Origin of the sequence: Lactobacillus sp. B3795 (genome assembly GCF_026535805.1) — a bacterium.
In the GTDB taxonomy this organism is placed as follows: Bacteria; Bacillota; Bacilli; order Lactobacillales; family Lactobacillaceae; genus Apilactobacillus; species Apilactobacillus kunkeei_C.
On the sequence record NZ_JAFNPE010000005.1, the window covers coordinates 163,953 to 176,843 of the forward strand.

10 protein-coding genes are annotated in these 12,891 nt (G+C 37.9%); all 10 read right to left on the bottom strand.

What is annotated here, in order from left to right; translation table 11 throughout:
• Positions 1 to 40 precede the first annotated feature (40 nt).
• Positions 41 to 1,291 carry a uracil-xanthine permease family protein gene (locus tag J3U50_RS02640; RefSeq protein ID WP_301945509.1) on the bottom strand — a complete coding sequence of 417 codons (1,251 nt, stop codon included), beginning with the start codon at positions 1,289 to 1,291 and terminating at the stop codon, positions 41 to 43.
• A gap of 177 nt (positions 1,292 to 1,468) precedes the next feature.
• The gene (gene lepA / locus J3U50_RS02645; protein ID WP_301945510.1) at positions 1,469 to 3,307 is read right to left on the bottom strand and encodes a translation elongation factor 4; all 1,839 of its coding nucleotides are present in this window, start codon (positions 3,305 to 3,307) and stop codon (positions 1,469 to 1,471) included.
• A 127-nt stretch (positions 3,308 to 3,434) separates the two neighbouring features.
• Entirely contained in the window at positions 3,435 to 4,592 is a 1,158-nt protein-coding gene (gene dnaJ / locus J3U50_RS02650; protein ID WP_301945511.1) for a molecular chaperone DnaJ, read from the bottom strand.
• Between the two features lie 82 nt (positions 4,593 to 4,674).
• On the bottom strand, positions 4,675 to 6,534 hold the full coding sequence (gene dnaK, locus J3U50_RS02655) for a molecular chaperone DnaK (RefSeq protein ID WP_034531659.1): 1,860 nt from the start codon (positions 6,532 to 6,534) through the stop codon (positions 4,675 to 4,677).
• Positions 6,535 to 6,560: 26 nt separating this feature from the next.
• Positions 6,561 to 7,133 carry a nucleotide exchange factor GrpE gene (grpE, locus tag J3U50_RS02660; protein ID WP_171819660.1) on the bottom strand — a complete coding sequence of 191 codons (573 nt, stop codon included), beginning with the start codon at positions 7,131 to 7,133 and terminating at the stop codon, positions 6,561 to 6,563.
• A gap of 14 nt (positions 7,134 to 7,147) precedes the next feature.
• Positions 7,148 to 8,188, bottom strand: coding sequence for a heat-inducible transcriptional repressor HrcA (gene hrcA / locus J3U50_RS02665; protein WP_054608223.1), 1,041 nt, complete (start codon positions 8,186 to 8,188; stop codon positions 7,148 to 7,150).
• 104 nt (positions 8,189 to 8,292) lie between these two features.
• Complete coding sequence (ribF, locus tag J3U50_RS02670; protein WP_054608224.1) at positions 8,293 to 9,231, bottom strand: riboflavin biosynthesis protein RibF; 939 nt, start codon at positions 9,229 to 9,231, stop codon at positions 8,293 to 8,295.
• 17 nt (positions 9,232 to 9,248) lie between these two features.
• Positions 9,249 to 10,160 (bottom strand): tRNA pseudouridine(55) synthase TruB, encoded by a 912-nt coding sequence (truB, locus tag J3U50_RS02675; RefSeq protein ID WP_301945512.1) that lies wholly within the window; start codon positions 10,158 to 10,160, stop codon positions 9,249 to 9,251.
• A 115-nt stretch (positions 10,161 to 10,275) separates the two neighbouring features.
• On the bottom strand, positions 10,276 to 10,629 hold the full coding sequence (rbfA, locus tag J3U50_RS02680; protein ID WP_041152352.1) for a 30S ribosome-binding factor RbfA: 354 nt from the start codon (positions 10,627 to 10,629) through the stop codon (positions 10,276 to 10,278).
• A gap of 14 nt (positions 10,630 to 10,643) precedes the next feature.
• Complete coding sequence (infB, locus tag J3U50_RS02685) at positions 10,644 to 12,884, bottom strand: translation initiation factor IF-2 (RefSeq protein WP_034533983.1); 2,241 nt, start codon at positions 12,882 to 12,884, stop codon at positions 10,644 to 10,646.
• Between the last annotated feature and the right edge of the window lie 7 nt (positions 12,885 to 12,891).

Genomic DNA, 12,891 nt, shown 5'->3' on the forward strand with positions numbered 1-12,891 from the left:
ACTAAAAGCATTGTTTTTAATTGGTATTTATTAATCTTTACTAATTTTTAGGTAATACAATATTCAATAAAATTCCTAGAATTACGGATACAGCTAGTCCATTTAATGGCAATGTTCCTATTTTGATCATGAAGCCACCGACTCCAATTACCAAAATGGTTGAAACAATCATTAAATTACGTTTATTTGCTAAATCAATTTGATTTTCAATCATGATTTTGATTCCGCTGGAAGCAATTGTTCCAAATAATAGGAAACTGATACCACCGATTACAGGTAGTGGCATTTGCATAATTAACACATTTAACTTGTTCACAAACGAGAATAAAATGGCAAATACTGCGGCACCAATCAATACATAGACACTGTGAATCTTAGTAATTGCCATAACTCCGATGTTTTCACCATAACTAGTTACAGCTGGACCACCAACTAATCCGGCAAACATTGAAGCTAGACCGTCACCTGTTAGGGTTCTGTTCAAACCAGGATCCTTAAAGTAGTTTCTGCCTGTTAATTCATCTAGTACCATCAAGTGACCCAAATGTTCAGTAATGGTAACGAAGGCAATTGGTGCAATGGCGATAATTGCACCCCATTCAAATTTTACATTGTATGAAACGAACGGAATTTCAAACTTAGGCATTGCAAACCATGGTGCATTTGCGATTGTACTTAGGTTAACCAATCCCATCGCGATTGATAAAACATATCCACAAACGATGGCTAGTAGAATTGGCATAAAGCCTAGAAAACCCTTTAGGTACATGTTAAAGAAGATTGCTAGTAGTAACGTTACCAATGCGACGAACACGTACTTGTAGTCATAATTTCCATTGTTTAGCATTGCATCGTTGGCAGCACTAGATGCTAGTGATAATCCAATTACGATTACAACTGGTCCAACCACGACTGCTGGAAGCAACTTATCAATCCATTCCGAACCAATCATGGCAACAATCAATGCGACTACTAGATAAATTACACCAACTGCAATTACCCCTTGAGCAATTCCAGGATAACCAGTTACCTGCATCAAGTACTTCATTGGTACGATGAATGCGAAACTAGATCCCATGTATGCAGGAATCTTCTTTTGCGTTACTAGAATGTGAATTAAAGTTCCCACTCCTGAAGTAAACAAAGCGATGCTTGGGCTTAAACCAACCAATAATGGTACGATTACTGTACTCCCAAACATTGAAAACATATGTTGTAGTGATAAACCAATCCAAAGCCAGAATCCTGGTTTATCGTTAACATCTAAAATGGTGTCTGAATTTTTATTCATAACCAATCCCCCTAAATGATTTCAGAGCTTTAATCTAGCAAAAAAGGTCCATTCATCCCTAGACGAATAGACCTTCACAAATTTTTATTAAATTCGCTAATCTTATCAGCCTCACGGGACTAAATTAAAGACTCTATATTTTTAATATATCATACTGATAATTTCTTATGAAGTCAATTACTTTTTATCGCTTTCTTCTTCATCAGTTTGTAGAACAGCCATGAATGCGGCTTGTGGAATGTCTACCTTACCGACGGCTTTCATACGTTTCTTACCAGCTTTTTGCTTTTCTAATAGCTTCATTCTTCTGGTTCTGTCACCACCGTATAGGTGAGCAGTAACATCCTTACGGTAAGCTTTGATGTTAGTTCTAGCAATGACCTTAGCACCAATTGCGGCTTGGACAGGAATTTCGAAGTTTTGACGTGGAATAATCTTCTTAAGTTTTTCAACGATTACTCGAGCACGACTAGCTGAGAATTGACGGTGAGAAATGAAACTCAATGCATCGACCTTTTCACCGTTCAATAGGATATCAATCTTAACTAGATCAGAAGGCTTGTAGTCCCCTAATTCGTAATCAAGTGATGCATATCCTCTAGTGGTTGACTTCAACTTATCGAAGAAGTCGAAGATGATTTCTGATAATGGAATTGAGTACATGATGTTAACACGGTAATCATCGATGTATTCCATTGTTTCAAATTGACCACGACGTGATTGGCAAAGTTCCATCACGGCACCAACGTAATCGTTAGGCACCATTACAGTTGCTTTTACGTATGGTTCTTCAACGGCTTTGATTTCCGAAGCATCTGGCATTTCAGATGGATTTTCCACATCTTTTCTTTGACCATCAGTAGTAAAGACGTGGTAAGTAACAGATGGTGCAGTGGTAATTAGATCTAGATTGAATTCTCTTTCTAGACGTTCTTGCACAACATCCATGTGTAGCATTCCTAAGAACCCACATCTAAAACCGAATCCAAGTGCTTGTGATGATTCAGGTTCGAATTCCAAGGCAGCATCGTTTAGCTTAAGTTTTTCAAGTGATTCTCTTAAGTCACCAAACTTAGCGTTGTCGGTTGGGTATAAACCAGAATAAACCATTGGTTCCATTTCACGGTAACCTGGTAGTGGTTCATCGGCTGGGTTATCAGCGTTAGTAACAGTATCCCCAACACGAGTTTGGTTGATATCCTTGATACTTGCAGTGATGTATCCAACGTCTCCTGCCATTAGGTATTCTCTTTGAACAGGATGTGGTGAGTTAACACCAACTTCGGTAACTTCGTATTCACTACCACTGTTCATTAAGCGAATCTTGTCTCCTGGTTTAACAACACCATCACGTAAACGAACACTCAAAACAACTCCACGATAATCATCGTAAACAGAGTCAAAGACAAGTGCCTTTAGTGGTGCATCTAAATCACCTTGAGGAGCAGGTACTTCTTCTACGATTCTTTCCAATAAGTCCTCGATTCCGATTCCCTTTTTAGCACTAGCTAAAACAGCGTTTTCGGCATCGATACCAATGATATCTTCAACTTCTTTTTTAACCATGTCTGGTTGGGCAGAAGGTAAATCAATCTTATTAATTACAGGAACAATTTCCAAATCATCATCGATTGCCAAGTAAACATTGGCTAAAGTTTGTGCTTCAACACCTTGAGCGGCATCGACAACTAAAACAGCACCTTCACAGGCAGCCAAACTTCTTGATACTTCGTATGAGAAATCGACATGTCCTGGTGTATCGATAAGATGAAATTCATAGTCATGACCATCCTTAGAATGGTACTTTAGCTCAACTGCATTCAACTTAATTGTGATTCCACGTTCTCTTTCAAGTTCCATGTCATCCAATAATTGGTTTTGCATATCTCTTTTTGCGACAGTATCTGTCATTTCTAAAATTCGATCGGCTAAAGTAGATTTACCATGATCAATATGAGCAACAATCGAAAAGTTACGAATGTATTTTTGATGTTCCTTCATTTTTGCTATGTCCATGTTTATTCCTACTTTCAACGTAATGTATTAATACAATTATAACAACCAAAAAGACAATGCACAAACTAAATCATGCTATCAGAATTCTTTTCGGCAACAAAAAAGAGTCGCATATGCGACCCTTAATTTATTTCTTGCCATTCATAGCATCTTTCATCTTTTCGAAGAATCCACCATTCTTGTATTCTTCTTCTCCAGATGCTTCAGCAAAAGCTTTTAGAGCTTGTTTTTGTTGTTTGTTTAAACTCTTAGGAGTGACAATCTTAACAGTAACTAGTTCATCACCTTTTGAACTACTGTTAATCTTAGGCATTCCCTTACCTCTAAGTCTGAAGGTAGTATTTGATTGAGTTCCTGCTGGAACCTTCATTTCAACATCACCATATACGGTCTTAACCTTGATGGTGCTACCTAGAGTAGCTTGAGTAAATGAGATGTTTTGTGAGTAATGTAGTTCAGAGCCATCACGTTCAAAGTCACGACTAGGTTTTACTCTAAATACGATGAATAAGTCACCGTAAGGTCCACCGTTTTCACCGGCTTCACCTTGACCTTGTAATCTCATTTGTTGTCCATCATCAACACCGGCAGGAATGTTTACTTCTACCTTGTGACTTTCGTGCATGTGACCTGAGCCACCACACTTAGGACATTTGTCCTTAATTTCTTTACCAGTTCCACCACAAGTAGGACATGGATGTTGAGTTTGCATTTGACCTAATGGTGTATTTTGAACTGATGTTACGTAACCACTACCGTTACATTGGTGACAAGTTTCTGGATGAGTTCCTGGTTTTGCACCTGAACCATCACAGGTATCACACTTAGCTTCACGGTCGTATCTGATCGTAGTCTTCTTACCGAAAACGGCATCTTCAAAATTGATTGTCATTTGGTATTGAAGATCACGACCCTTAACAGGAGCATTTGGATCTCTTTGAGCACCTCTTGCTCCACCACCAAAGAATTGGCTGAAGATGTCGTCGAAGCCGCCGCCACCGAAGCCAGAGAATCCTCCAGCTCCGCCACCGAAGCCTCCGGCACCTCCGCCGAATCCACCGGCTGGGCCATCAGCTGAACCAAATTGATCGTAATTACGACGTTTTTGTTCATCACTTAGTACTTCGTAAGCTTCGTTAATTTCCTTAAACTTCTTTTCAGCACCGGGTTCTTTGTTGATATCAGGATGATACTTCTTAGACATTTTACGGTAAGCGTGCTTAATGTCATCTTGACTGGCGTCTTTTGATATTCCCAGAATTGAATAGTAATCCTTATCTGCCATTTTAATCCCCCATAACCTTCATTTTGAAATAAAAGGCCAAAGCCCAACAAGTCAGACTTTGACCCTTTTTAAAGTAATCTAATTACTTATTGTTTTTGTCATCATCATGAACTTCATGGAAATCGCCGTCAACAGTGTTGTCGTCTTTACCCTTGTTGTCTGATGAATCGTTTGCGTTACCTTGTTGATCTGAACCTTGTTCTTGTTGTTGTTGGTATAACTTAACAGCAAGTGCTTGAACTTGTTGACTCAAATCATCCTTCTTAGCTTTCATTTCGTCTAAGTTGTTGTCTTCTTTAGCCTTCTTCAATGCATCTTCAGCTTCTTTAGCCTTCTTGATTTCATCTTCAGAAACCTTACCTTCAACATCCTTTAGAGTCTTGTCAGTTTGGAAGATTAATTGATCTACTTCGTTCTTCAAATCAACTTCTTCTTTACGCTTCTTGTCTTGTTCTTCGTTCTTCTTAGCTTCATCCATCATACGGTTGATTTCATCATCTGATAGACCGTTTGAATCCTTGATGGTAATCTTTTGTTCCTTACCAGTACCTTTGTCCTTAGCAGAAACGTTTACGATACCATTCTTATCGATATCAAACTTAACTTCGATTTGAGGAACACCACGAGGTGCAGCAGGAATGTCAGTTAATTGGAATTGACCTAAAGTCTTGTTGTCAGCTGCCATTGGACGTTCACCTTGTAGTACGTGAATATCTACGGCTGGTTGGTTATCAGCGGCAGTTGAGAATACTTGTGACTTAGAAGTTGGGATAGTTGTGTTTCTATCGATTAACTTAGTGAATACACCACCCATAGTTTCGATACCTAATGATAGTGGAGTAACATCAAGTAATACAACGTCCTTAACATCACCAGTTAGAACACCACCTTGAACAGCGGCACCTAAAGCAACGGCTTCGTCAGGGTTGATTGAGTGGTTTGGTTCTTTACCAGTCCAGCTCTTAACAGCTTCTTGAACGGCTGGGATACGAGTTGAACCACCATTTAGGATAACTTCATCAATATCTGAAGTGCTTAGACCAGCATCTTTTAGAGCGTTGTCAAAAGCAACCTTAGTCTTGTCAACTAAGTCAGAAGTTAATTCGTTAAACTTAGCACGTGATAGTGTAGTTTGTAAGTGAAGTGGACCATTTTCACCTGATGAGATGAATGGAAGACTGATTTCAGTTTCAGAAACACCTGATAGATCCTTCTTAGCCTTTTCAGCAGCATCCTTTAGTCTTTGTAATGCCATCTTGTCTTGTGATAAGTCGATGCCATTTTCGTTCTTAAATTGTTCTACTAGGTAGTCCATAACTCTCTTATCAAAGTCATCCCCACCTAAGTGAGTATCACCATTAGTTGATAGTACTTGGAATACACCGTCACCTAATTCAAGAACGGAAACATCAAAAGTACCACCACCAAGGTCATATACAAGAACTTTTTCGTCTTTATCTTGCTTGTCTAGACCGTAAGCTAATGATGCAGCAGTTGGTTCGTTGATGATACGTTTTACATCTAAACCAGCAATCTTACCAGCATCCTTAGTTGCTTGTCTTTGTGAGTCGTTGAAGTATGCAGGAACAGTGATAACGGCTTCGCTAACAGTGTCACCTAAGTAGTCTTCAGCGAATCCCTTGATGTATTGTAGGATCATTGCTGAGATTTGTTGTGGAGTGTACTTCTTACCATCAACATCTACAGTGTAACCTTCTTCACCCATGTGACTCTTAATTGAAGCAATGGTGTTTGGGTTTGTGATCATTTGACGCTTAGCAACTTCACCAACTTGTGGTTCGCCATCTTTAAATGCAACAACAGATGGAGTTGTACGTGAACCTTCTGGATTAGTAATGATTTTTGGTTCTTTACCTTCAAGAACAGCAACAGCTGAGTTAGTAGTACCTAAATCGATACCGATAATTTTATTACTTGCCATAATTTATTATCTCCTTGATTATTTTTTTATTGAGCAACTACAACCATGCATGGTCGAATAACACGATCAGCTAGTTTGTAGCCTTTTTGTAAAATTTCTACAACAGTGTCTGCTGGATGATCATCATCTGCAGGAACTGTTTGAACCGCTTGACACTCGCTTGGGTCAAATGGTTTGTTTAAGACATCAATTTCTTCAATGCCATTTTCAGATAATGCTTTGTTGAAATGCTTTAGAACAAGTTCAACACCTTGTTTTAATTGCTTTCCACTATCATCTGAAACTTCAACACCCAATGCACGTTCCAAGTTATCCATTGCAGGTAAGATACTAGTTGCTAGTTTTTGACCATCATACTTGTAGATATCTGCACGTTCACGCTTGAATCGTGTTTGCATGTTTTGCATTTCTGCTTCAGCACGAAGATACTTGTCAGAGAAATCTTCAACTTGTTGTTGAAGTTCTTCAACTTGCTTTTCTAATGAATCCTTTTTATCTTTCTTAGCGTCCTTCTTTTTGTCGGCGCCTTTGTCCTTAGCAGCTTCTTTCTTTGAAGTTGCTTTTTCTAGGTCTTTTTCATCATCCTTCTTGCTAGCCAAATGAATGCCTCCTTTTACTGATTATATTTATCATAATAATTTCTCAGTTTCTTTGATAATTCATTTCTAAATCCATCAACGATTCCAATTACTCTAGAATATGGCATCCTAGTAGGACCTAGAACGGCGATAACACCCTTTCCATATGGTCCAACATCATAGGAACCAGTAATAATACTGTAATCCTTTAATAGATCATTGCTTAATTCCGGTCCAATTTGAACGGAAATTGAATTATCTGAACTCTTGATGAACTTCGCAGCATCATCAGTATCATTTAACAATGAGTAAATTGGCTTTAGATAACTGATGTCATTATTATCAGTAAAACTCAATAGATTCAATTCACCACCGATATAAAACTGATTAGTAGAAGCTTGCATCAAAACATCATCAAGAGTTTGAACTAAGCTATCAGGGTTCTTAACGTACTTGAGAATTTCAGGTACGATTTCTGTCTTCAACTTAGTGATAACTTCGTCTAAAGGCTTCCCTGCTAACTTGTCATTGATCATTCTGACAACGGCATCTAACTTGTCACCGCCCAAGTCACCATCAATATGGAAAACCTGGTTAACAACTTCATCATTATCAGTGATTAGAATTGCCATCACCTTATGATTACCAAGTGGAACTAAACGAAAGCTCCCCAAAACGGGAGTTGTTTCTTGTTCCGGCTTTAAAGTCAATGCAGTGTAATTTGTTAAGTTAGATAGAATGTCAGCTGATTGTTGAACGATTTCATCAATTTGTCTAAATCTTCCTGATAGTGAATTTTGAATAATCATCATATCACTGTTATCAATTGGATTTGGATTCAACAAGTTATCAACATAGTAGCGATAACCTTCGATTGATGGAACACGTCCCGATGAAGAATGATTTTTGGTAATTAAACCAATCTCTTCTAGAAATGCCATTTCATTTCTAACGGTTGCTGAACTGACATGTATTGGTAATTGACTGGATAATGCCTTTGAACCAACAGGAACACCTGATTTTGTGTAATCATTAACGATGATTTTCAAAATCATTTTTTCTCTTTCAGTAAGCATACCCGATCACTCCTTATCGATTAGCACCTTTAGCAGTCATCTGTGTTAAGTGCTAACCACAATTATTAATTTACCAAAGCCATCTATATAAGTCAAGAAAAAGACTAGTTATTTTCAAAATATTGACGTGTGAAATCTTCGTCAGATTGAAGTTGCTTAATTAGCTTATCAATCCCTTCAAACTTCACTTCACCACGAATACGGTATAGCCAATCTACCTTTAATACTTCACCATATATATTGTCATTAAAATCTAAAATATTAATTTCTACTGTGATTGGATTCTTATCACCAAAGGTAACGTTACGCCCAATTGAAGCCATCCCATGATACTTTTTTTCACCGATAAACACATCAACTACGTAGACACCGATAGTTGGTAGCCATTGTAGTTCATCGTGTTCGATGTTGGCTGTTGGATAGCCCAATTCACGACCACGGGCAAAGCCATGGACAACAGTTCCACCAGTTTGAAATGGTCTTCCCATTAAATGGTTCACTGTTTGAATGTGACCTTCGTCTAGGTTCTTTCTAATTCTAGTTGAACTGATTTTTTCTAATTGATAATCTGCCAAGTCCACGGCAACTACATCAAATCGATCTTTTGCATAATTTGGTAGTAAGTCCATTGTTGCGTCCTTGGCACCATAAGTATGATCCGTTCCGGCAACTACGGTGTCGGCATTAAATCTAACTAGGTAGTTATCAACAAATTCTTGTGGTGTCTGGTTTTGAAAACTAAAACTATAGTTAACAACGAACACCTTATTAACACCCAATGATTCAAACATTTCATTTTTGCTGTCTGACATAATGATGTTTCTTCTATCATGTGGTGATAATTGTTTATATACTACAGCAGGCTTATGGTCATAAGTTAATACTGCCAAAGGTAGGTTCTTTTGCATGGCAATATCGCGCGCTTTTTCCAATACCTTTTGATGGCCTAAGTGAATTCCATCGAAATAGCCCATTGCTAAAACTAGCTTTTCTGATTGATGAAAATCGGAACTCAATGGATGATGTAATTTGATTATTTCCATAATTTCATGCCTTTCGATTATTGATTGCTAAACATTTTTTCTGGTTTGTAAATTTGTTTGTTTTGATCATAGAAGTACAAAGCCTTAACTTCGTTGTTAAACGTTAACACACATTTATCGTCATTTATACCTAAAACACCTAAATCCAAGAAACCACCATTTTGGACGATCTTCCATTGGCTTTCGTTTAGTTCAACATGCTTAAAGTCGGTCAATGCGTAATCAATTGATTTAACGATGTCATCGATAGTGCCATTTTCTACGGCTGATTTTACTTCGCTAATCTTAAAAGTATCTTCAATTGTAAAACCACCACTCTTAATTCTAGTTAAACTAGACATCACAGCTGGCATATCAATCTTTTTACCAAAGTCAACAGAAAGCGTTCTTACATAGGTTCCCTTACCACAACCAACTTCAAAGAAGATAGTTTGTTGTTTTTTGTCTTTATCATAAATGCTGTCTTTGATTTGTTTAAAGTAATGAATTTGAACATGTCTTTCTGGACGTTCTACTTCCTCACCATTTCTGGCGTATTCATAAAGTCTTTTTCCATTAACCTTCACGGCTGAATACATTGGTGGAATTTGAATTAAATCTTCAGAAACAAAACTGTTAAGTAGTTCATTAATTTCATCGTCTGTTAGTGGCTTTTCTAGTGGTTTAGTACTGACCACTTCACCGTCTAAATCTTCGGTTGTGGTATCAAAACCTAAGGTAATGCTGCCTTGATATACCTTTCCTGAGTTCATTAGGTATTCGACTAGTTTGGTACCCTTCCCTAAACAAATTGGTAAAACTCCTTCTACGTTTGGATCTAGTGTTCCACTGTGACCAATTCGTTTCATTTTTAAAATGCCTCGTAATTGACTAACGCAGGCAAAACTGGTCATACCCTTTTCTTTATATAATGGGATAATTCCGTCCATATTACACGACTCCTCAGATGTTATTTATATCTTAAATTATATCATAGACGCCTTTTTTCACTAAATCAGAGCAAACAAAAAGAACCCATAACATCAGTTACGGGTTCTTTTTTTATTAACGATCTTCTCGTTTTAATTTGTTGATTAATTGATCAATCTTACTTCCATATTGAATTGATTCATCCAATTTGAATGTTAATTCAGGTGTACGGTAGATACTCAAACGAGAACCTAATTCACCTCTGATTAATGATGTTGCCTTATCCAAACCTTTTTGGGTAGTTTCTTCATCATTATCGTTATCAGATAAGATGCTGTAGTAAATAGTAGCTTGTTGTAAGTCACCAGTTACGTCAACACCAGTAATGGTTACACCTTGAACTCGTGGATCTCTCACACGTTTTAATAAGATGTCATTAACTTCTTTTTGAATTTCTTGTTCTAGTCTTCCAACTCTGTATTGAGCCATATCAATTCACTCCTTTACTTAGCAGGAACTTCTTTCATTTCGTAGGCTTCTACAACGTCACCTTCCTTGATGTCGTTGTAGTTTTCAATAGTAAGTCCACATTCAAATCCTTGCTTAACTTCCTTAGCATCATCTTTGAAACGCTTCAAACTATTTAGTTCACCGTTGTAGATAACAACGTTATCACGGATTAAACGAATCTTACTGTCACGTTTAATTACACCATCGGTAACCATTCCACCTGCAATTGTACCAATCTTAGAAGCTTTGTAAAGTTGTCTTACTTCAACTTCACCAGTAACTTCTTCTTTGTACTTAGGTGCTAGCATACCCTTCATTGCTGATTCTACTTCATCAATAGCATCGTAGATAACTTGGTGTAGACGAATGTCAACGTTATCAGTTTCAGCTTGAGCCTTAGCTTGTGGAGTAGCACGAACGTTAAATCCAACGATGATAGCGTTACTTGCTTCAGCCAATGCAATATCACTTTCGTTAATTGCACCAACAGAACTGTGGACGATGTTAACCTTAACACCTTCAACATCAATCTTTTGTAGACTTGATGCAAGTGCTTCAACAGAACCTTGAACGTCAGCCTTAATAATTACGGCAACTTCCTTCATTTCTCCTTCTTTTAGAGATTCGAATAAGTTATCCAAAGTAACACTGTTGTTCTTCTTACGTTCTTCCATTTGAGCTTCCTTAGCTCTTTCTTCACCGGCTGCACGGGCAGTTTTTTCATCATCGAATACTACGAAACGGTCCCCAGCTTCTGGAACATCGTTTAAACCAGTAATTTCGATAGGAGTTGATGGTTTAGCACCATCTAAGTCCTTACCCTTTTCGTTAGTCATAGTTCTAACACGACCGAATGTGTCACCAACTACGATTGGATCACCGACATGCATAGTACCTTGTTGAACAAGTAATGTTGCAACTGGACCTCTACCACGATCTAGACGAGCTTCAATAACTGAACCGGCAGCATGTTGCTTAGGGTTAGCCTTTAATTCCATCACGTCTGATTGTAGAAGAATCATGTCTAGTAATTCATCAACGTTGGTACCCATCTTAGCTGATAGTTCAACAAAGATAGTGTCACCACCCCAGTCTTCTGGGATCAATTCGTAACTTGCTAGTTGTTCGATAACGTGGTTAGGGTTTGCACCTGGTTTATCAATCTTGTTAATTGCAACGATAATTGGAGTCTTAGCGGCCTTAGCATGGTCGATAGCTTCAATTGTTTGTGGCATAACACCATCATCTGCGGCAACAACTAGGATTGTGATATCAGTGATATCAGCACCACGAGCACGCATAGCAGTAAAGGCAGCATGTCCTGGAGTATCCAAGAATGTGATAACCTTACCGTTTCTTTCAAGTTGGTAGGCACCGATTGCTTGAGTAATTCCACCAGCTTCACCAGCAGTGATGTGTGAGTTTCTCAAGTAATCCAATAATGTTGTCTTACCATGGTCAACGTGTCCCATGATAGTAACAACTGGTGCACGGTCTTCTAGGTAGTCAGTGTTTTCTGCTTCTTCTTCGAAGATCTTATCGATATCAGAAACGTTTACTTCAACCTTTTCTTCAGCCTTAATACCGTAGTCAGCAGCTAGAAGTTCGATTGTATCCTTATCCAATGAAACGTTTTGGTTAACCATTACTCCTAATAGGAATAACTTCTTAACGATTTCAGCTGGTTCTCTATGGATAATCTTACCGATTTCTTGAGCGTTCATACCAACTGTGTATACCAATGTTTCTGGCAATGGACGTTCTTTTCTTTCTGGCGCTTTGTTGTTCTTGTGGTTCTGTCTGATACGTTGGTTCTTAGTGTACATACCAGCAAACTTGTTGTTACCACGGTTGTTTTTCTTGTTGAATTTCTTCTTGTTCTTCTTACCACCCTTTTTGAAGTTTGAAGAACCATTGTTATTTGGTTTGTTTGTGTTGTTACTGTTATTACTGTTGTTATTGTTCATAGATTGCTTTGCCTTATTGTTAGAATTTTTGTTTAAAGTCTTGTGTGGCTTTTCGGCAGGTTTCTTAGAATTATTGTTAGCTGGTTTGGTTGCATTAACCGGCTTTTTCTTTGGAGCAAAGTGGTCTCTGATAGCCTTTTCTTCGTTAGCATCTAGACCTGACATATGATTTTTAACGTCATATCCCTTTTTCTTTGCTTCATCAATAATTGTCTTACTAGCTACATTTATCTCTTTAGATAACTCATAAATTCTTTTCTTACCCATACCATCA

What these genes read in the sequence shown, in the direction of transcription:
- hrcA (WP_054608223.1), bottom strand. Translation starts at nt 8,188, where the DNA reads ATGCTTACTGAAAGAGAAAAAATGATTTTGAAAATCATCGTTAATGAT.
- truB (WP_301945512.1), bottom strand. Translation starts at nt 10,160, where the DNA reads ATGGACGGAATTATCCCATTATATAAAGAAAAGGGTATGACCAGTTTT.
- lepA (WP_301945510.1), bottom strand. Translation starts at nt 3,307, where the DNA reads ATGGACATAGCAAAAATGAAGGAACATCAAAAATACATTCGTAACTTT.
- infB (WP_034533983.1), bottom strand. Translation starts at nt 12,884, where the DNA reads ATGGGTAAGAAAAGAATTTATGAGTTATCTAAAGAGATAAATGTAGCT.
- dnaJ (WP_301945511.1), bottom strand. Translation starts at nt 4,592, where the DNA reads ATGGCAGATAAGGATTACTATTCAATTCTGGGAATATCAAAAGACGCC.
- J3U50_RS02640 (WP_301945509.1), bottom strand. Translation starts at nt 1,291, where the DNA reads ATGAATAAAAATTCAGACACCATTTTAGATGTTAACGATAAACCAGGA.
- dnaK (WP_034531659.1), bottom strand. Translation starts at nt 6,534, where the DNA reads ATGGCAAGTAATAAAATTATCGGTATCGATTTAGGTACTACTAACTCA.
- ribF (WP_054608224.1), bottom strand. Translation starts at nt 9,231, where the DNA reads ATGGAAATAATCAAATTACATCATCCATTGAGTTCCGATTTTCATCAA.
- rbfA (WP_041152352.1), bottom strand. Translation starts at nt 10,629, where the DNA reads ATGGCTCAATACAGAGTTGGAAGACTAGAACAAGAAATTCAAAAAGAA.